Source organism: Variovorax sp. Soil_C_39 (genome assembly GCF_057656815.1).
In genome coordinates this window covers 231,730-251,129 of the sequence record NZ_JBDGJQ010000003.1, presented here as the reverse complement: position 1 = coordinate 251,129, position 19,400 = coordinate 231,730, and the positions used below count along the sequence as shown (strand labels likewise).

Here is a 19,400-nt window from a genome sequence, read left to right as displayed (position 1 = left end):
CCGCCTTGTTCTTCCTGAATTCGTGAGGCTCGCGCTCGGCATCCGCTACAACGGGCAGGCATACGAGGGCTGGCAAAGCCAGCGCTCGGGCCGCACGGTGCAGGACAAGCTCGAAGCCGCGCTCGCGAAGTTCGCCGGGCTGTCCGCAGGCAGCAGGGTCAGCACGCTGTGCGCCGGCCGCACCGACGCCGGCGTGCATGCGCTGATGCAGGTGGTGCACTTCGACACCGACATCGCACGCGACAACGTCTCCTGGATGCGCGGCACCAACCGCTACCTGCCCGACGACATCGCGGTGCAGTGGGCGCACCCGGTGCCTGACGAATTCCATTGCCGAGCCAGCGCCCTGGCCCGCCGCTACGTCTACGTGCTCTCGCAGTCGCCCGTGCGACCCAGCCTCGACGCAGGCAGAGTCGGCTGGTCGATGTACCCGCTCGACGGCGACGCAATGCGCGCCGCGGCGGCACAGTTGGTGGGCCGGCACGACTTCAGCTCGTTCCGCGCCTCGGCCTGCCAGGCCCTCTCGCCTGTCAAGGACCTGCGGCGCATCGAGATCACGCGCCGCGGCGACGGCGAGCGCTGCCGCTGGCACTTCGAGTTCGAGGCCGACGCCTTCCTGCACCACATGATCCGCAACCTGATGGGCTGCCTGGTGCGCATCGGCCGCGGCGACGAGCGGCCCGAGTGGATCACCGAAGTGCTCGAGGCCCGCAGCCGCAAGGTCGCGGCGCCTACCTTTTCCGCGAATGGGCTGTACTTCCTCGGGCCGTTGTACGACGCCCGGTGGGGTCTGCCGGCCGAAGCCACGCTGCAGGGCGGCGGCGCTGCTTATGATGGCCCGCCATGAGCGCAGCCCGCACCCGCATCAAGATCTGTGGCCTCACGCGTGAGGCCGACGTGGATGCGGCGGTCGAGGCCGGTGCCGACGCCGTGGGCTTCGTGCTCTACGCCGCCAGCCCGCGCGCGGTCACGGCCGAGCGCGCGGCCGAACTGGCGTCGCGGCTGCCGCCCTTCGTGACGCCGGTGCTGCTGTTCGTCAACGAGGCGGCGCCCAAGGTGGTGGAATCACTCGCCCGCGTGAACGGCGCCATCGCGCAGTTCCATGGCGACGAGACCCCGTTGCAGTGCAACGAGGCCGCAGGCCAAGGGCGGTTTCGCTACATGCGCGCCGCCCGGATTCCCATGGGGGCTGCCGGCGTGGCCTTCGACCTCGTAAAATACGCTTCCGATTACTCCCACGCCCAGGCCATCCTGCTCGACGCGCATGTCGAAGGTTATGGCGGTGGCGGCAAGGCATTCGATTGGTCACTTCTTCCACCCGCCGTCGACGCTCACCTCGTCTTGAGTGGTGGGCTCACACCTGCAAACGTGAGCGATGGCATTCGCATCCTGCGGACGCGCTGCAAGTCGCTGTCCGTTGATGTGAGCTCGGGCGTCGAAATCGACGGCCCGGGAAACAAGGGCCTGAAGGACGCCGCCAAGATCCGGCAATTCGTTGCAGCCGCCAGGGCGGCCGACGCGTCCTTCTCCTCCAGTTAGCCGCCGCTTCCCGATCGCGATCGGGCCGCGGCCCACCGATCGAGAACCATGCAAAGCAATTACCAGCAACCCGATGCCAGCGGCCATTTCGGCCGTTACGGCGGCAGCTTCGCGAGCGAAACGCTCACCCACGCGATCAATGAACTGCGCGACGCCTATGCGAAGTGCAAGGACGATCCAGCGTTCCTCGCGGAATTTCACTATGAGCTCAAGCACTTCGTCGGCCGCCCCTCGCCGATCTACCACGCCGCGCGCACGAGCCGCGAGATGGGCGGCGCCCAGATCTACCTGAAGCGCGAAGACCTCAACCACACCGGCGCGCACAAGATCAACAACGTGATCGGCCAGGCGATGCTCGCGCGCCGCATGGGCAAGCCCCGCGTCATCGCCGAGACCGGTGCCGGCCAGCACGGCGTGGCCACGGCGACGATCTGCGCGCGCTACGGGCTCGAGTGCGTGGTCTACATGGGCAGCCAGGACGTGAAGCGCCAGAGCCCGAACGTCTACCGCATGAACCTGCTCGGCGCCACGGTGGTGCCGGTCGACTCGGGCAGCCAGACGCTGAAGGACGCGCTCAACGAGGCCATGCGCGACTGGGTCACGAACGTGGAAAACACCTTCTACATCATCGGCACGGTGGCGGGCCCGCACCCTTACCCGACGATGGTGCGCGACTTCCAGAGCGTGATCGGCACCGAATGCGTCGAGCAGATGCCCGCCATGCTGGCGGCGCAGGGCATCACCGGCGAAGCCGAGGGCCGGCAGCCCGACGTGGTGATCGCCTGCGTGGGCGGCGGCAGCAACGCCATCGGCATCTTTCATCCGTACATCCCCTTCGCGGGCACGCGGCTCATCGGCGTGGAAGCCGCCGGCGAAGGCCTCGACAGCGGCAAGCACGCGGCATCGATCCTGCGTGGCAGCCCGGGCGTGCTGCACGGCAACCGCACCTACCTGCTGCAGAACGAGGACGGCCAGGTCACTGAAACGCACAGCATCAGCGCGGGCCTCGACTACCCGGGCGTAGGCCCCGAACATGCACACCTGGCCGACATCGGCCGCGCCGAATACGTGGGCATCACCGACACCGAAGCGCTCGAGGCCTTCCACTACCTGTGCCGCACCGAAGGCATCATCCCCGCGCTCGAATCGAGCCACGCGGTGGCGTACGCGCTCAAGCTCGCCAAGACCATGCGGCCCGACCAGTCGATCCTCGTGAACCTCTCGGGGCGCGGCGACAAGGACATCGGCACCGTGGCCGATCTTTCGGGCGTCGACTTCTACGACCGGCCCTCGATGCGCGGGCTGAGCGTGAAGGGAGGCAAATGATGAGCCGTATTGCCGCCACCTTCGACGCACTGAAAAAGGACGGGCGCCGCGCCCTCATCCCCTACGTCACCGCCGGCTTTCCCTATGCCGACATCACACCGGCGCTGATGCACGGCATGGTGGCCGCGGGCGCCGACGTGATCGAGCTCGGCGTGCCGTTCTCCGACCCGATGGCCGACGGCCCCGTGATCCAGAAGGCCGGTGAAGCGGCGCTGGCCATGGGCGTGGGCATGAAGCAGGTGCTCGCGATGGTCGCCGCCTTCCGCCAGGATGATGCGACGACGCCGGTGGTGCTGATGGGCTATGCCAACCCGGTCGAGCGCTACGACCTCGTGCATGGCCCGAAGGCCTTCATTCGCGATGCCGCCGCCGCCGGCGTCGACGGCCTCCTCGTGGTCGACTACCCACCGGAAGAATGCGAGGACTTCGCCGCCGACCTCAAGGCGGCCGGCATCGACTTGATCTTCCTGCTCGCGCCCACCAGCACGAGCGAGCGCATGGCGCAGGTGGCGCGCATCGCGAGCGGCTACGTCTACTACGTCTCGCTCAAGGGCGTCACCGGCGCCGGCCACCTCGACACCGAGGCGGTCGGCCAGATGATCCCGCGCATCCGCGAACATGTGAGCATCCCGGTGGGCGTGGGCTTCGGCATCCGCGACGCGCGCACTGCGCAGGCGGTCGGTTCGGCGGCGGACGCCGTCGTGATCGGCACCAAGATCATCCAGCTGATCGACGGGCAACCACGCGAGCAGGTGGTGCCGGTGGTGCGTGAATTCCTGTCCGAAATCCGCGAGGCGCTCGATGCTCTGCCCGCGGCTACCCCCAAGAACGCGGCTGGCCGATAATCGCCGCTGCCCTGACCCCGAGGATTGCCCATGAGCTGGCTTGAAAAACTGCTACCCGCCAAGATCGCCCAGACCGACCCTTCGGAGCGCCGCCAGGTGCCCGAAGGCCTGTGGATCAAATGCCCGGCCTGCGAGACGGTGCTCTACAAGACCGATCTCGAGCACAACCAGAACGTCTGCCCGAGCTGCAGCCACCATCACCGCATCGGCGCGCGCGCGCGGCTCGATGCCTTCCTGGACGCCGAGGGCCGCTACGAGCTCGCCCAGGAAGTGCTTCCCGTCGATGCACTCAAGTTCAAGGACAGCCGCCGCTATCCCGAGCGGCTCAAGGAAGCCCTCGAGAACACCGGCGAGACCGACGCGCTCGTCGTCATGGGCGGCTCCGTCCACAGCATCAGCGTGGTCGTGGCCTGCTTCGAGTTCGAGTTCATGGGCGGCAGCATGGGCAGCGTGGTCGGCGAGCGCTTCGTGCGGGGCGTCGAGACCGCCATCGAGCAGAAGGTGCCCTTCATCTGCTTCACCGCGACCGGCGGCGCGCGCATGCAGGAAGGCCTGCTGTCGCTGATGCAGATGGCCAAGACCAATGCAGCGCTCACGCGCCTGGCCAAGAAGGGCCTGCCCTACATCAGCGTGCTGACCGACCCGACCATGGGCGGCGTCTCGGCCGGTTTTGCGTTCGTGGGCGACGTGGTCATTGCCGAGCCCAAGGCGCTGATCGGCTTTGCCGGCCCGCGCGTGATCGAATCGACCGTGCGTGTGACGCTGCCCGAAGGCTTCCAGCGCGCGGAGTTCCTGCAGACCAAGGGCGCGATCGACTTCATCTGCGACCGCCGCGAACTGCGCAAGACCATGGCCAGCACACTGGCGATGCTGCTGCGCCAGCCAGCCGACGCGGTCCTTTGAACGCGCGCTGCCCGGCAGGGCAACGGGGCGCGAGCCCTGTTCAGCCCAGCCGGTAGGCCCAGACCAGCAGGTTGCCCAGCACGATCGCGACCACCTGCAACAGGACGATCGCGACCAGCGGCGACAGGTCCACTCCGCCGAGCAGCGGGATGAAGCGGCGCAACGGCCGTACCAGCGGTTCCGCGAGCCGCGAAATCAGGTCGAGCAGCATCGGCGAAGCGCCCGGTATCCATGACAGCACGGCGTACACCACGAGCAACGCCGTCAGCCCCGAAACGGCCAACTGAAGCAGACCCACGAACGACACCAGCGGCAGCGCAATGAGCCGGCCCAGGTTGCCGATCAGGAGCCAGAGCAGCAGGAACTTGGCAAGCACCAGCAGCCAGGCCGCGATCCCGCTCGCGAGGTCCCAGCGCTTCACCGACGGCACGATCCGCCGCAGCGGCAGCACGATCCAGTCGGTGATCGCAAAGATGAAACGACCGAGCGGATTGCCGAACGGCACGCGGTGGTACTGCATGTACAGGCGCAGCAGGCAGGCGCCGCCGAGCAGGCCGACGATCACATCGAGAAGAAACGAGGGAATCTGGTAGAGCATGGGACGGCATCGTGAGGGGAATGCGATGATAGCCATGCGAGACCGCTCGATGACGAAACAGCCCCTTTTGCATTCACTTCCATTATTCCCGCTCGGCACCGTGCTGTTTCCGGGCGGTGTGCTGCCGCTGCGGATCTTCGAGGTCCGCTACCTCGACATGGTCGGCAAATGCCGCCGGGCCGACGCCCCCTTCGGCGTGGTCAGCCTGACGAGCGGCAGCGAGGTGCGCAAGCCTGGTGCCGAGGCCGAGCGCTTCGCGGCCATCGGCACCCTGGCCGTCATCCGCGAGCTCGAATCGCCACAGAGCGGGCTGCTCCAGATCGAATGCGTGGGCACCCAGCGCTTCCGCGTGCGCGAAACCGAAATGCAGAAGCACGGCCTGTGGGTTGCCGAAGTCGAAGGCCTGGCCGACGACATGGCACTCGAGATCCCGGCCGACCTCGCGCACACCGCCACCGCCCTGCGCCGCCTGGTCGACACCCTCGAGGAACGCCGCAGCGCCCAGGGTGCCGAGGCCGTGCGGCTGCCGATCGGCGCGCCCTACCGCTTCGACGATTGCGGCTGGGTCGCCAACCGCTGGTGCGAACTCGTGCCCATGCAACTCGAACTGCGGCAGCGGCTCATGGAACTCGAGAGCCCGCTGATGCGCCTCGAACTGGTCAGCGATCTTCTCGCACGCACGGGCATCACTGGCTAAGGCGCTACCTTTTAAATAGCAGATCGCACAGCATTGACGGGCTTTTCTGGCCGGTTCGGCCCGGACTTCATCGGCTAAAATGCGCGGTTGCGCACGCTCCCGATGCGCCCTCCCCGCCTTCCATGTCCGATCACCTGACTCCCCCCATTCCCACGCCCGCCGCAGTAGCGCCCGCCGCACCGGCCGCCGACGACAACCAGCTCATCGCGGAGCGCCGCGAAAAGCTCAAGCTGCTGCGCGCCGCGCAGGCCGAGGGCAAGGGCGTTGCATTTCCCAACGACTTCAAGCCCGGCCACCGTGCCGCCGCGCTCGTCGAGGCGCATGGCGCCGTCGAAGCCGAGGCGCTCGAAGCGAAGGCCGTGGCCGTGAGCGTGGCGGGGCGCATGATGCTCAAGCGCGTGATGGGCAAGGCCAGCTTCGCGACCCTGCAGGACGCCACCGGCCGCATCCAGCTCTACGTGACGCGTGACGCGGTTGGCGAGGAGGTCTATGCGGACTTCAAGCGCTGGGACCTCGGCGACATCGTCGGCGCCGAAGGCACGCTGATGAAGACCAAGACCGGCGAGCTGTCGGTCAAAGTGACCACGCTGCGCCTGCTCACCAAGAGCCTGCGGCCGCTGCCCGACAAGTTTCACGGCATGGCCGACCAGGAGCAGAAGTACCGCCAGCGCTATGTCGACCTGATCACCGACGAAACCGCTCGCGTGCGCTTCACCGCGCGCAGCAAGGCCGTGAGCGCGCTGCGCGAGTTCATGGTGGCGAACGACTTCCTCGAGGTCGAGACGCCGATGCTGCACCCGATTCCGGGCGGCGCGAACGCCAAGCCGTTCAAGACGCACCACAACGCGCTCGACCAGGAGATGTTCCTGCGCATCGCGCCCGAGCTGTACCTGAAGCGCCTGATCGTCGGTGGCTTCGAGCGTGTGTTCGAGATCAACCGGAGCTACCGCAACGAAGGCATCTCGGTGCGGCACAACCCCGAGTTCACGATGATGGAGTTCTACGCGGCCTACTGGAACTACCGCGACCTGATGGACTTCACCGAGACGCTGATCCGCACCATCGCCGACAAGGCCGTGGGCACCCAGCAGCTCACCTACCAGGGAAAGCCGGTCGACCTGACGCAGCCCTTTGAGCGGCTGACGATCCGCGAGGCGATCCTCAAGTACACCGACGCCGCGGACGTGGCGCAGGGCGTGGACGACAGCGCGTGGCTGGTCAACGCATTGCGCAAGCTCGGCCTCAGCGAAGAAAAGGACAAGCTCTCGCAGCGCAGCCTCGCGAGCCTGCAGGTCATGTACTTCGAAGAGACGGTGGAAGAAAAGCTCTGGCAGCCCACCTTCATCATGGAACACCCGACCGAGATCTCGCCGCTGGCACGCGCCAACGACGACCGGCCCGAGGTCACCGAGCGCTTCGAGCTCTACATCACCGGGCGCGAATTCGGCAATGGCTTCAGCGAGCTCAACGATGCCGAGGACCAGGCCGCGCGCTTCAACACGCAGGTGGCCGCCAAGGACAGCGGCGACGATGAAGCCATGTACTACGACCACGATTTCGTGCGGGCGCTCGAGTACGGCATGCCGCCCACCGGCGGCTGCGGCATCGGCATCGACCGACTGATGATGCTGCTGACGGATTCACCGAGCATCCGCGACGTGATCCTGTTCCCGGCGCTGCGCAGGGAAGCTTGAACGTGCGTTCCCCGTCGTCGCTGCCGACGATCGGCATCGACTTCGGCACCTCCAATTCAGCCGTCGCCTGCCGCGTCGACGGCGCGGTGCGGCTGCTGCCGGTCGAGGGCACCGCGACCACGCTGCCGACCGCCATCTTCTTCAACGCCGAGGACCGCAGCACCCACTTCGGCCGCGATGCCATTGCGCTGTACCTCGCGGGCGTCGAAGGTCGACTGATGCGCTCGCTCAAGAGCCTGCTGGGCAGTCCGCTGATGCAGGAGAAGACCGCCATCTACGACGGCCTTGTGAGCTTCGAAGACATCATTGCGCGTTTCCTGCGCGAGCTCGCCGTCCGTGCGGGCCGCGAGCTGGGGCGCACGCCCGAGCGCGTGGTGATCGGGCGCCCGGTTCATTTCGTCGACGGCGATGCGAAGCGCGACGAGCGGGCCGAGGAGAGCCTGCGCCACGCAGCGCGCGCGGCGGGCTTCAGTGACATCGCGTTCCAGCTCGAGCCGATCGCGGCGGCCTTCGACTACGAGCAGCGCATCGCCAAGGAATCGCTGGTGCTGATCGTCGACGTCGGCGGCGGCACCTCCGACTTCACGGTCGTGCGCGTCGGCCCCGAGCGTGCGGAGCGCGACGACCGCAGCGGCGACGTGCTCGCCACCAGCGGCGTGCACATCGGCGGGACCGATTTCGACCAACGCCTCAACCTCGACCGCGTGATGCCCGCATTCGGATTCCGCCACACCGGCGCGCAGGGCCGCGAAGTGCCGAGCAAGGTCTTCTTCGACCTGTCGTCCTGGCACCTGATCAACTGGCTCTATGCCGCCAAGGCGCTGCGGCAGGCGAAGGATTTGCGTTCCAGCTACGCCGACACGCGGTTGCACGACCGGCTCATGACGGTGCTCGAGGAGCGGCACGGCCACCGGATCGCCAGCGAGGTCGAGCAGGCGAAGATCGCCGCCTCGGTGCAGGACGCAAGCGCCGAGATCGACCTGTCGTGCGCCGAGCGCAACCTGTCGGCCTCGCTCTCGCCCGCCGACATGGCGCAGCAGCTGTCGTCCCTGCTCGACGACGTGGTCGCCTGCGCCCATGCGTGCGTGCGGCGCGCGGGCCTGCGCAGCGGCGACCTCGACGCGATCTACCTGACCGGCGGCTCCTCGGCCTTGCGGCCGTTCCAGCAGGCGCTGCGCAAGAGCTTTGCCGGCGTGCCGCTGGTCGAGGGCGATCTGTTCGGCGGCGTGGCCACCGGGCTCGCCTGCGCCGGATCGGCTGCATGAAGTACCTCGCGGGCTATCCCCCCGCGTTGCTGGCGCAGGTCCAGCAGCTCGTGGCGACCGACGGGCTGGGGCCCTTGCTGCAGAAGCGCTATCCGGGGCCGATGCACGACGTGCAGACCGACCGCGCGCTCTACGAATACGTGAGTGCGCTCAAGAACGACTTCATGCGCAAGGCCCCGCCGCTGTCGAAGGTGGCATTCGACAGCAAGCTCCATGTGATCCGCAACGCACTCGGCACGCACACCACCGTCTCGCGCGTTCAGGGCAGCAAGCTCAAGGCCAAACGCGAAATCCGCGTCGCGACCCTGTTCAGGGAAGTGCCACTCGAATGGCTGCGCATGATCGTGGTGCATGAACTCGCGCACATGAAGGAGCGCGAGCACGACAAGAGCTTCTATGCGCTGTGCGAGCACATGGCGCCCGACTACCACCGGCTGGAATTCGACGTGCGGCTTTACCTGACGCACCTGGAGACGGGCGGCGAACGCCTGTGGGCGAATCCGCTCGCAGGCTAGACGCCCTGCGCAGCGGCCAGCTCCGCCTTCGCCAGCACTTGCCGGGCGTGCCGGTACCCTGGAGATCCGGCCAGCGCCTGCCAACCGAGCGGCGAAGCACCGGGGAGCAGCGCCCGCCGCCGCGACTCGCTGGCCGCATCGGGGTGCCAGCGTCCCGTCCTCGCTGCCGACTGGAAGCCGTCGAGCAGCCCATCGAGCGCCAGCCCATCACCGATGCTCTGGTTGCAAAGCATCGCAAGATCGCAGCCCGCATCGAGCGCCGCAAGTGCCGCGTCGGCGTAGCTCAGCAGTTCGCCGTCGATGTAGCGCCCCGCCTCCATGCTCAGGTCGTCGCTGAAGATGGCGCCGTCGAAGGCCAGCCGCTCGCGCAGCACATCCTTCAGCCATTTGCGCGAGAAACCCGCGGGTCGCTTGTCGACTTTTGGATAGATAACGTGCGCGGGCATCACGGCCGTGAGCGTGCCCGCGAGCCATTCGAACGGCCGCGCGTCGTCCGCCAGGATGGCCTTGAGACCGCGCCGGTCGACCGGAATCTCGACATGCGAATCGGCCTTGACGAAACCGTGTCCCGGAAAGTGCTTGCCGCAGTTGGCCATGCCGGCCTGCAGCATGCCGTGTGCCACGCTCTTGGCCAACATGGCCACCACGCGCGGATCGCGGTGGAAGCTGCGGTCGCCGATCACGCCGCTGCCGCCGTGGTCGAGGTCGAGCACCGGCGCGAAGCTGAAGTCGACATCGCAGGCGCGCAGCTCCGCGGCCAGCACCTGCCCTGCCGCGGTCGCGGCCTGGGTGGCGCGCATGGCATCGCGCATCCACAGTTCGCCCAGCGCCCGCATCGACGGCAGGCGCGTGAAACCGTCGGTGCGAAAGCGCTGGACCCGGCCACCTTCGTGGTCCACGCAAATCAGCAGGTCGGGCCGGATGGCCTTCAACTCGGCGTTGAGCGCGGTCATCTGGGCACGGTCGTGCCAGTTGCGGGCGAAATGGATCACGCCACCCACCAGCGGATCGCGCACGCGGCGGCGGTCGGCATCGGTGAGTTCGGTGCCCGCCACGTCGATGATCAGCGGCGCATGGCCGCCGTTATGCGGCGCCCTTGCGGCCGTCATGCCTTCTCCACCACGACGAAGCTCGCCGCATAGTCGGTCTCGTCGGTCACGGTGACGTGCGCCGTGAGGCCCTGGGCCTCGAACCACCGCTTGAGTTCGCCATGCAGCACGATCACCGGCTTGCCGCTTCGCAGGTTCGCGATCTCGCACAGGCGCCAGCTCATCGGCATGCGCATGCCCATGCCGATCGCCTTGCTGAATGCCTCCTTGGCGGAAAAGCGGGTGGCGAGATAGCTCAGGCCGCGCTTCGGCCAGCGCGCGCTGCGGCTCTTCCAGACCACGAATTCGGCCTCGCTCAGCACGCGCTCGGCAAAACGCTCGCCCTGGCGCTCGAAGGTCGCGGCGATGCGCCGCACGTCGCAGATGTCGGTGCCGATGCCGTAGATCATGACGCGTCGGCGATGCAGCGCAGGTAGGCCCGCGTGGTGGCGGCATAGCCGAGCTCGAGCGCATCGGCGATGAATGCATGGCCGATCGAGACCTCGTGCACACCGCGCACGGCGCGCAAGAAAGGCGTGAGGTTGTCGCGGCTAAGGTCGTGCCCGGCATTGACTCCCAGGCCGGCGGCCTGCGCCGCGCGCGCCGCTTCGGCGTAGCGCGCAAGCACGGCCTCGTCGCCGGCGGTGCCGCGCGCAGCGGCATAGCCCTCGGTGTACAGCTCGACGCGGTCGGCGCCCACGGCTTTGGCCGCGGCCATCATCTCGGGAATCGGGTCCATGAAGAGGCTCACGCGCACGCCGAGCGCACGCGCTTCGGCAATCACCGGGCGCAGGCGCTCGGCGTCCTCCGGGAAGCTCCAGCCGTGGTCGCTGGTCGACTGCGTTTCGCTGTCGGGCACGAAGGTGGCCTGGTGCGGCTTCTGTTCGCGCACGAAGTCCATCAGGTTGTGGAACGGGTTGCCTTCGATGTTGAACTCGATGGCCGGCCACTTTGCGGCGAGCAGTGCCGCCAGGTCGTGCACGTCGTGCGCGCGTATGTGGCGCGCGTCGGGCCGCGGATGCACCGTGATGCCCTGCGCGCCGGCGGCGAGGCAGGCCTCGGCGGCGGCCACCACGCTCGGAATGCCGAGCTGGCGGGTGTTGCGCACCAGCGCTACCTTGTTGAGATTGACCGACAGCGAGGTGGTCGTTGGGCCGGAAGTGCTCATAGGGCTTGCAAATCTCTCATCATCTGCCGCGTACGCAGCGTGGACACACCGCAATGGTAGTTGAGCAGAGGGCGCAGCTGGTTTCTCAACGCACCGTTGCTGCCGGCGTCCAGGTTCGCGATCTCGCGCAGCGTGGCCGTGAACGGCGCCCGGTCGTCGAGCACGGCCTGCAGCGACCGCCAGTCGGTGCCGCGCAGCGCCGCTTCGCCGCCGGCCGCAAGCCGGAGGCCGGCTTCGGGCACCAGACTGTAGTGCGCGTCGGCCGAGAGCGGCTCGAGCGTCAGCGTCTGGACATCGAGCGAAGGCAGCAAGCCCACTTCACGCAGCAGCAGCAATTCGAAGGCGCGCAGCGCCGCGGCCTGGGTGGCCGCCTGCGCACCGGCATGGTCGCCGGCAAGCACCTGCACCACGCCGGCATAGGCGTCGAACAGCGCTTCGTGGGGATCGTCGCGCGCGAGCAGGCGCAGCAGCAGCTCGTTGACGTAATAGCCCGAGAGCAGCGCCTCGCCCGTGGGCATGACATGGCCGCCCATCCATTCGGCACCTTTAAGGGTACGGATCTCGGCGTCGCCGCCGTAGTTGAGCTGCAGTGGCTGCAGCGGCAGCAGCACCGGCCTGAAATTGGAACTCGGCCGCTTCGCGCCCTTGGCCACCAGCGCGATGCGCCCGTGGTGCCGCGTGAAGACCTCGAGGATCAGGCTCGACTCGCTCCAGTCGTAGCGGTGGAGCACGTACGCCGGTTCGTGCGAAACGCGGTGGGCAGCCGTCGCCACTTCATTCGTAGCCGAAGGAGCGCACGCGGGCTTCGTCGTCGGCCCAGCCGGAGCGCACCTTCACCCACAGCTCGAGGAAGACCTTCGCGTCGGCGAGCTTTTCGAGCTCGACCCGCGTTTCCATGCCGATGCGCTTGATGCGCTCGCCCTTGTCGCCGATGACCATGGCCTTGTGGCCGTCGCGCTCGACGACGATGGTCGCGGCGATGCGCAGCAGGCGCTTCTGCCCCTTCTTCTGCGGCGGCTCTTCCTCGAACTTGTCGATGATGACCGTCGAGGTGTAGGGCAGCTCATCGCCGGTCAGACGAAACAGTTTCTCGCGCACCAGCTCGCCCGCGAGGAATTTCTCGCTGCGGTCGGTCAGTTCGTCCTCGGCGTAGAACCAGGGCTGCTCGGGCAGGTATTTCTCGCAGACGCCGAACAGGCGTTCGACGTCCTTGGCATTCTTGGCCGACATCGGCACGAATTCGGTGAAAGCGTGCTTCTGCTGCATCTGCTGCAGCCAGGGGGCGATGTCGCCGCGGCGGTGCACGTTGTCGAGCTTGTTGGCGAGCAGCACCGTGGGAATGCCCTTGCCGAGCAGCTTGAGCACGCGCTCGTCGGCGGGCGTGAAGCTCCCGGCCTCGACCACGAAGAGGATCAGGTCCACGTCGCCCACGGCCCCCTGCACGGTCTTGTTCAGCGACTTGTTGAGCGCGTTGGCATGCAGGGTCTGGAAACCCGGCGTGTCGACGAACACGAACTGCGTCGCCCCCCGCGTGCGCATGCCCGTGATGCGGTGCCGCGTGGTTTGCGCCTTGCGCGAGGTGATGCTGATCTTCTGGCCGACCAGCGCATTGAGCAGCGTCGACTTGCCCACGTTGGGCTTGCCGACGATGGCCACCAGCCCGCAGTGCTGCGGACCGCTTGCGTTCGGACCGGCCGGAGGCTCCGGGGCGTCTGCTGCTGCTGAGTCGATTACGTCGTTCATTCTGGTTTCACGCGGCGCCGCGTGCCTTGAGCCGGATCAACATGGCCGCCGCGGCGGCCTGCTCGCCGGCGCGGCGCGAGCCACCGATGCCGCGCTCGCGCAGGCCCAGCTCCGGCACTTCGCACTCGACATCGAAGGTCTGCTTGTGCGCTGCGCCGAGCGTGTCCACCACGCGATACGCCGGCAACTTCATTTTGTGGCCCTGGAGCCATTCCTGCAATTCGGTCTTCGGGTCTTTGGCCGCAGCCTGCATTCGCGGATTGATCTCGACGGCGTCGTAGAGCCGATGCACCAGCGCCTCGGCGGCGGCGAAGCCGGCGTCGAGGTAGACCGCGCCGATCAGCGCCTCGAGCGCGTCGGCCAGGATCGAGGGCCGGTTCGGTCCACCCGAGCGTGCCTCGCCTTCCCCGAGCCGCAACAGCGGCGACAGCGCCAGGTCGACCGCCAGCTGGTGCAACGTGTCCTGCTTGACCAGATTGGCCCGCACGCGGGAAAGGTCGCCCTCGGGCAGCGCCGAAAGCCGGATGTAGAGCAGGTGCGAAACCGCGAGGTTGAGCACCGAGTCGCCGAGGAACTCGAGGCGCTCGTTGTGGTCGGCGGAGAAGCTGCGGTGCGTCAGCGCGAGCTGAAGCAGCCGCGGGTCCGAGAACGAATGCTGGAGGCGCTCCTGCAGCGCAACGAGGCCACCGTCCACCTTGCGTGTCGCCGCGTTCAGCGGGCCTCGCCCTTGTACTTGAGCACCAGGTAGGCCGGGCCGAACAACGGGATCTCGCGCTCGTAGGCATACGAGACGACCACCCGGTCGCCTTCCTTGCGGATGTCGAGGTCCTTGCCGGAGACCGACTTGAAGTCGTCGATCGCCTGCGCTCGGTCGAAGATTGCGCGCACTTCGGGCACCGTGGTGCCTTCCTTGGCCTTGTTGGCGGCCTTGTTGATGGCCTGGTATTCGATCAGCGTCGGAATGACCTGCGCGACCACGACGCCCACGCACGCCAGCACCACGGCCACGAAGACCAGGCCGAGGAACGAAATGCCGCGCTGCCGCGAAGCCCCGGCGCTGCGGATGAATGGATTCGACTTCATATCCCTAACCCCCTCGAGTATCTCGATTGCTTATTGGAACGGACCGATGCGACCCAGGTCTCCGAAATTCATCCACACGAAGAACGCTCGTCCGACGATGTTCTTGTCGGGCACGAAGCCCCAGAAACGCGAGTCGGCCGAATTATCGCGGTTGTCGCCCATCATGAAGTAGTTGCCGGCGGGCACCTTGCACACCACGCCCTCCACCGAATAGCGGCAATTCTCGCGAAACGGGAAATCGGTCACCCCCTGCACGAAGGCCGGGCCTGCATCGTCGTTGAGGAGGCGGTGCTGCTTGCTGCCAAGGTCTTCGCTGAACTGCTTCAGCAGCCGCATCGATTCGCTGTCGAGATAGTCGGGCAGCGGCTGCTTGGGTACCGGTTGGCCGTTGATGGTGAGCTTCTTGTTGAGGTAGGCGACCTCGTCGCCCGGGATGCCGACCACGCGCTTGATGTAGTCCATGCTCGGCTTGGGCGGATAGCGGAAGACCACCACGTCGCCGCGGGCCAGCGGCGTGCCCTCGGTGATCTTGGTGTTGATGACCGGCAGGCGCAGGCCATAGGTGAACTTGTTGACCAGGATCAGGTCGCCGGTCAGCAGCGTCGGCATCATCGAGCCCGAGGGAATCTTGAAGGGTTCGTACAGGAACGAACGCAGCAGAAACACCACCAGGATCACCGGGAACAGCCCGGCCGTCCAGTCGAGCCACCACGGCTGCATCAGCAGGCGCTCGCTCGCCTTCGGGTCCACCGTGTCGACCTGCGTGATGCCCTGGCCGGCGAGGCGCGCGTTGCGCTCGGCGAGCGACTCCTCGAGCGCCGCAGCGGCGCGCTCGCGCCGGGGCAGGAAGTAGAAGCGCTCGGCCAGCCAGTACAGGCCGGTGACCACCGTGGCCAGGAACAGCAGCAGCGCGAAGTTGCCTTCGAGCGCACCAAAGTACCAGGCACCGACGTAGCCGACGAAGGCCGCGAGTACCACTGAAGTAATGAATGCCATGTTTGAGATCAGTCTTCGACTTGCAGAATCGCGAGGAAGGCCTCTTGCGGGACCTCGACGGAGCCGATCTGCTTCATTCTTTTCTTGCCCGCCTTCTGCTTCTCGAGCAGCTTCTTCTTGCGGGAGATGTCGCCGCCGTAGCACTTGGCCAGCACGTTCTTGCGCAGCGCCTTGATTGTCTCACGCGCAATGATGTTGACCCCGATGGCAGCCTGGATCGCAACGTCGAACATCTGGCGCGAAATGATCTCGCGCATCTTCGATACCACCGCCCTGCCGCGGTATTGCGACTGGCTGCGGTGCACGATGATCGACAGCGCGTCGACCTTCTCGCCGTTGAGCAGGATGTCGACCTTGACCACGTCCGACGCCCGGTACTCCTTGAACTCGTAGTCCATGGAGGCGTAGCCCCGGCTGACCGACTTCAGCTTGTCGAAGAAGTCGAGCACGATCTCGCCGAGCGGCATCTCGTAGGTCAGCATGACCTGGCGGCCGTGGTAGGCCATGTTCAACTGCACGCCGCGCTTCTGGTTCGCGAGCGTCATGACCGCGCCGACATATTCCTGCGGCATGTAGAGATGAACGGTCACGATCGGCTCGCGGATCTCGCTCATCTTGCCGACTTCGGGCATCTTGGACGGGTTCTCGACCATGATGACCTCGCCGTCGTTGCGCACCACCTGATACACCACGCTTGGCGCGGTGGTGATCAGGTCCTGGTCGAACTCCCGCTCCAGCCGCTCCTGCACGATCTCCATGTGCAGCAGGCCGAGGAAGCCGCAGCGGAAGCCGAACCCCAGCGCCTGGCTCACCTCGGGCTCATAGCGCAGCGACGAATCGTTGAGCTTGAGCTTCTCGAGCGCATCGCGAAGCGAGTCGTACTCGCTGGCCTCGGTCGGATAGAGCCCGGCAAACACCTGCGGCTGGATTTCCTTGAAGCCCGGCAGCGCCTCGGTGGCCGTGGCCCCCGCGCCGCCCGTGCCCGACTTGATCAGCGTCACGGTGTCGCCGACCTTGGCAGCCTGCAGTTCCTTGATGCCCGCGATGATGTAGCCCACCTCGCCCGCCTCGAGCGACGCGCGCGGCTCGGTGGCCGGCGTGAAGACGCCGATGTTGTCGGCGTTGTACATGGCGCCCGAGGCCATCATCTTGATGCGCTCGCCCTTGACGAGCCGTCCATCCACCACGCGCACCAGCATGACGACACCAACGTACGCATCGAACCAGCTGTCGACGATCATCGCGCGCAGCGGACCGTCGGGATTGCCGCGCGGCGCGGGCATGCGCTTGACGATCGTCTCGAGGATCTCGTCGATGCCCACGCCGGTTTTCGCCGAGCAGGGAATCGCGTCGGTCGCATCGATGCCGATCACGTCTTCGATCTCGGTGCGCGCGTTGTCGAGGTCCGCGTTCGGCAAGTCGATCTTGTTCAGCACCGGCACCACCTCGACACCGAGATCGAGCGCGGTGTAGCAGTTGGCCACCGTCTGCGCTTCGACACCTTGCGATGCGTCGACGACGAGCAGCGCACCTTCGCATGCGGAGAGCGAGCGACTCACTTCGTACGAGAAGTCGACGTGGCCCGGCGTGTCGATCAGATTGAGGTTGTAGACCTGTCCATCGCGCGCCTTGTAGTGCAGTGCTGCGGTCTGCGCCTTGATGGTTATCCCACGCTCTTTTTCGATGTCCATCGAGTCGAGAACCTGCGCTTCCATTTCGCGCTCCGCGAGGCCGCCGCAACGCTGGATCAAGCGGTCTGCGAGCGTCGACTTGCCGTGGTCGATGTGCGCAATGATCGAGAAATTTCTGATGTGATTCATCAACGGGAACGCTTAAGTACTTGAATTGGCTCGTGCGCAGAGTGCGACAGGCAAGAAAAAAGGGCGCGTCTTCTGGAGACGCGCCCTGAACCAACAAGCAATGGCAACTGCAGTAGTTGGAACTTCATTGTAGGCAAAAAGGGAAGCGCGTACATCCAGGGACAGGGTCGAAACGGGTCGTTGCGGGTCCACAACATCAAAGATATTAACAACTTATCCACAAGATCGGTGGAGCACTCCATGAACAACATGTGGGCGATCTGTGGAGCGCCGGTGGACTGCTGCAGGACATCTCGCATGGTGGAGGAAACCCACCTCCTTATGCACTGACCTACCGCCCAGCGTTCACTATTCTACCGAAATTCGTCCTAAGGCTCGATTTAAGTTAGTTTTCACTAACAAAATCAACTCTTTTCACCCCATTAACTTTTTTTGAAACCAGGCGCTCGAACGTCGCAAACACCTCAAAAAAAGGGCCCCAAACCCGAGTGAAGGGTGGGGCCACTTGACGGCTGGGCCGGATCAGCGTGCGGGCCGGATCAGTGCGTATTGCGCCCACTCGCCGCGGCGGAACAGCACACTGAGTGGCTTGCTCTTGTCGGCCTTGGCGATCGCGGCCTCAAAATCCTTCACGCCCGAGACCTCGATGTTCCCGACGGCAAGGATCACGTCGCCTTCGCGGAGCCCGGCCCGCGCCGCGGCATCGCTCGCAGCTTCGATGCGCACGCCACCGCGCATCTTCAGCTCTTTCTTCTGCGCTTCGGTCAGGTCGGTGACCGTCAAGCCCAACGCCTTGCCGGCTGCCGAGGGTTTGCCTTGCGGCTCTTCGCTCTCCTGCGGGCGTTTGCCGGCGGGCTTGGCTTCAGGGTCGCCTTCGGCCACCGTGATCGACAGCTCGCGCGCGCTGCCGTTGCGGAAGACGCTCAGCGTGCTCTTGATGCCCGGCTTGGTGCTCGCGACCGAGCGCGACAGATCGGTCGGCGTCTCGATGACCTTGTCGCCGTACTTGGTGATGATGTCGCCCGGACGCACGCCGGCCTTGTCGGCCGCCGAACCCGGCACCACGCTGCTCACGACCGCCCCACGCGCCTTGCCAAGGCCGAGGGATTCGGCCACGTCCTTCGACACCGTGCCGATGGTCACGCCGATGAGGCCGCGCGACACGCGGCCGGTGGTGCGCAGCTGGTCGCTGACACGGATCGCCTCGTCGATCGGGATCGAGAACGAAATGCCCATGTAGCCGCCCGAGCGCGAGTAGATCTGGCTGTTGATACCGACCACTTCGCCGCGCAGGTTGATCAGCGGGCCACCGGAATTGCCGGGGTTGATCGCCACGTCGGTCTGGATCAGCGGCACCAGGTCGCCGGTGTCGCGCTGCTTCGCGCTCACGATGCCGGCCGTCACGGTGTTCTCGAGGCCGAAGGGCGAACCGATCGCCATGACCCATTCGCCGACGCGCAGCTTCGAGATGTCGCCCACCTTCACCGCGGGGAGGCCCGCGGCCTCGATCTTGACCACGGCAACGTCGCTGCGCTTGTCGGCGCCGATCAGCTTGGCCTTGAACTCGCGCTTGTCGGTCAGGGTGACGATGATCTCGGAAGCATCCTCGATCACGTGCGCATTGGTCATCACGTAGCCGTCGGCGCTCAGGATAAAACCCGAACCCACGCCGCGCGGACGCTCTTCCTCCTGCGGCGGGCGGTTCGGGCGCGGGCCGGGGCGCGGGTTGCCGGGCAGCGGCTGGCCGAAGAAACGGCGAAAGAACTCCTGCATCTCCTCGTCCATTTCCCCGCCACCGCTACCGCCGCCACGCGTGACCTTCTCGATCGTGCGGATGCCGACCACCGCGGGGCCGACCTGCTCGACGAGGTCTGCGAAATCGGGCAGACCGCGCGCTTGCGGCATCTGGGGCACCTGCGGTGCCTGCGCATGAGCCGGCGCGGCGGGCAATAGCGCTGCTGCGCCGGTGAATGCCATGCCGAATGCGAAGAGATAGGAACGAACCTGGTGTCCCTCGACTTTGAACATCATCGGTTTTCTTTCAAAAGAACAGAGCGGCAAAAAGTAGAAGAGCTATGGAGTCTGCAATGCCAACTTGGTTCAGCACCGGCCGTGGGACA

The 19,400-nt window shown here is 66.4% G+C and carries 20 protein-coding genes; 9 read left to right on the top strand and 11 right to left on the bottom strand.

The window, feature by feature from the left end; genetic code table 11:
• The first annotated feature begins 22 nt into the window (after nucleotides 1–22).
• The 5 genes from truA to accD are packed head-to-tail and all read left to right on the top strand — an operon-like array spanning nucleotide 23 to nucleotide 4,613.
• Entirely contained in the window at nucleotides 23–847 is an 825-nt protein-coding gene (gene truA, locus AC3A6J_RS09160) for a tRNA pseudouridine(38-40) synthase TruA (protein ID WP_487859617.1), read from the top strand.
• The gene (locus tag AC3A6J_RS09155; RefSeq protein WP_487859616.1) at nucleotides 844–1,539 is read left to right on the top strand and encodes a phosphoribosylanthranilate isomerase; all 696 of its coding nucleotides are present in this window, start codon (nucleotides 844–846) and stop codon (nucleotides 1,537–1,539) included. Before truA ends, AC3A6J_RS09155 begins: the two co-directional genes overlap by 4 nt.
• A gap of 48 nt (nucleotides 1,540–1,587) precedes the next feature.
• Complete coding sequence (gene trpB / locus AC3A6J_RS09150; RefSeq protein ID WP_487859615.1) at nucleotides 1,588–2,865, top strand: tryptophan synthase subunit beta; 1,278 nt, start codon at nucleotides 1,588–1,590, stop codon at nucleotides 2,863–2,865.
• A complete protein-coding gene (gene trpA / locus AC3A6J_RS09145) occupies nucleotides 2,865–3,710 on the top strand; it encodes a tryptophan synthase subunit alpha (protein WP_487859614.1) in 846 nt (281 codons plus the stop codon). Before trpB ends, trpA begins: the two co-directional genes overlap by 1 nt.
• Nucleotides 3,711–3,740: 30 nt before the next feature.
• Nucleotides 3,741–4,613, top strand: coding sequence for an acetyl-CoA carboxylase, carboxyltransferase subunit beta (gene accD, locus AC3A6J_RS09140; RefSeq protein WP_487859613.1), 873 nt, complete (start codon nucleotides 3,741–3,743; stop codon nucleotides 4,611–4,613).
• Between the two features lie 40 nt (nucleotides 4,614–4,653).
• Here accD and AC3A6J_RS09135 read toward each other — a convergent pair whose 3' ends face one another.
• The gene (locus AC3A6J_RS09135; RefSeq protein ID WP_487859612.1) at nucleotides 4,654–5,211 is read right to left on the bottom strand and encodes a YggT family protein; all 558 of its coding nucleotides are present in this window, start codon (nucleotides 5,209–5,211) and stop codon (nucleotides 4,654–4,656) included.
• Between the two features lie 49 nt (nucleotides 5,212–5,260).
• Between AC3A6J_RS09135 and AC3A6J_RS09130 the strand changes: the two genes are divergently transcribed.
• The 4 genes from AC3A6J_RS09130 to AC3A6J_RS09115 all read left to right on the top strand — a co-directional run bounded on the left by AC3A6J_RS09130 (nucleotide 5,261) and on the right by AC3A6J_RS09115 (nucleotide 9,382).
• Nucleotides 5,261–5,908, top strand: a complete 648-nt coding sequence (locus tag AC3A6J_RS09130) for an LON peptidase substrate-binding domain-containing protein (protein WP_487859611.1) — start codon at nucleotides 5,261–5,263, stop codon at nucleotides 5,906–5,908.
• Nucleotides 5,909–6,030: 122 nt separating this feature from the next.
• On the top strand, nucleotides 6,031–7,602 hold the full coding sequence (gene lysS, locus AC3A6J_RS09125; RefSeq protein WP_487859610.1) for a lysine--tRNA ligase: 1,572 nt from the start codon (nucleotides 6,031–6,033) through the stop codon (nucleotides 7,600–7,602).
• On the top strand, nucleotides 7,599–8,867 hold the full coding sequence (locus AC3A6J_RS09120; protein ID WP_487859609.1) for an Hsp70 family protein: 1,269 nt from the start codon (nucleotides 7,599–7,601) through the stop codon (nucleotides 8,865–8,867). Before lysS ends, AC3A6J_RS09120 begins: the two co-directional genes overlap by 4 nt.
• Nucleotides 8,864–9,382, top strand: a complete 519-nt coding sequence (locus AC3A6J_RS09115; RefSeq protein ID WP_487859608.1) for a M48 metallopeptidase family protein — start codon at nucleotides 8,864–8,866, stop codon at nucleotides 9,380–9,382. The genes AC3A6J_RS09120 and AC3A6J_RS09115 overlap by 4 nt, the downstream gene beginning before the upstream one ends.
• Here AC3A6J_RS09115 and nagZ read toward each other — a convergent pair.
• The 10 genes from nagZ to AC3A6J_RS09065 all read right to left on the bottom strand — a co-directional run bounded on the left by nagZ (nucleotide 9,379) and on the right by AC3A6J_RS09065 (nucleotide 19,311).
• Nucleotides 9,379–10,491, bottom strand: a complete 1,113-nt coding sequence (gene nagZ / locus AC3A6J_RS09110; protein ID WP_487859607.1) for a beta-N-acetylhexosaminidase — start codon at nucleotides 10,489–10,491, stop codon at nucleotides 9,379–9,381. The two genes, AC3A6J_RS09115 and nagZ, sit on opposite strands and share 4 nt — an antisense overlap.
• Nucleotides 10,488–10,880 (bottom strand): holo-ACP synthase, encoded by a 393-nt coding sequence (gene acpS, locus AC3A6J_RS09105; protein WP_487859606.1) that lies wholly within the window; start codon nucleotides 10,878–10,880, stop codon nucleotides 10,488–10,490. The genes nagZ and acpS overlap by 4 nt, the downstream gene beginning before the upstream one ends.
• Nucleotides 10,877–11,638, bottom strand: coding sequence for a pyridoxine 5'-phosphate synthase (locus tag AC3A6J_RS09100; RefSeq protein WP_487859605.1), 762 nt, complete (start codon nucleotides 11,636–11,638; stop codon nucleotides 10,877–10,879). Before AC3A6J_RS09100 ends, acpS begins: the two co-directional genes overlap by 4 nt.
• Nucleotides 11,635–12,411 (bottom strand): DNA repair protein RecO, encoded by a 777-nt coding sequence (recO, locus tag AC3A6J_RS09095; RefSeq protein WP_487859604.1) that lies wholly within the window; start codon nucleotides 12,409–12,411, stop codon nucleotides 11,635–11,637. Before recO ends, AC3A6J_RS09100 begins: the two co-directional genes overlap by 4 nt.
• Before the next feature lies 1 nt (nucleotide 12,412).
• Nucleotides 12,413–13,381, bottom strand: a complete 969-nt coding sequence (gene era, locus AC3A6J_RS09090) for a GTPase Era (protein WP_487859603.1) — start codon at nucleotides 13,379–13,381, stop codon at nucleotides 12,413–12,415.
• A 7-nt stretch (nucleotides 13,382–13,388) separates the two neighbouring features.
• Nucleotides 13,389–14,075 (bottom strand): ribonuclease III, encoded by a 687-nt coding sequence (gene rnc, locus AC3A6J_RS09085; RefSeq protein WP_487859602.1) that lies wholly within the window; start codon nucleotides 14,073–14,075, stop codon nucleotides 13,389–13,391.
• 17 nt (nucleotides 14,076–14,092) lie between these two features.
• On the bottom strand, nucleotides 14,093–14,464 hold the full coding sequence (locus tag AC3A6J_RS09080; protein ID WP_487859601.1) for a DUF4845 domain-containing protein: 372 nt from the start codon (nucleotides 14,462–14,464) through the stop codon (nucleotides 14,093–14,095).
• Nucleotides 14,465–14,494: 30 nt separating this feature from the next.
• A complete protein-coding gene (lepB, locus tag AC3A6J_RS09075; RefSeq protein ID WP_487859600.1) occupies nucleotides 14,495–15,460 on the bottom strand; it encodes a signal peptidase I in 966 nt (321 codons plus the stop codon).
• 8 nt (nucleotides 15,461–15,468) lie between these two features.
• The gene (gene lepA / locus AC3A6J_RS09070; RefSeq protein WP_487859599.1) at nucleotides 15,469–17,280 is read right to left on the bottom strand and encodes a translation elongation factor 4; all 1,812 of its coding nucleotides are present in this window, start codon (nucleotides 17,278–17,280) and stop codon (nucleotides 15,469–15,471) included.
• Between the two features lie 522 nt (nucleotides 17,281–17,802).
• A complete protein-coding gene (locus AC3A6J_RS09065) occupies nucleotides 17,803–19,311 on the bottom strand; it encodes a DegQ family serine endoprotease (protein WP_487859598.1) in 1,509 nt (502 codons plus the stop codon).
• Nucleotides 19,312–19,400 lie beyond the last annotated feature (89 nt).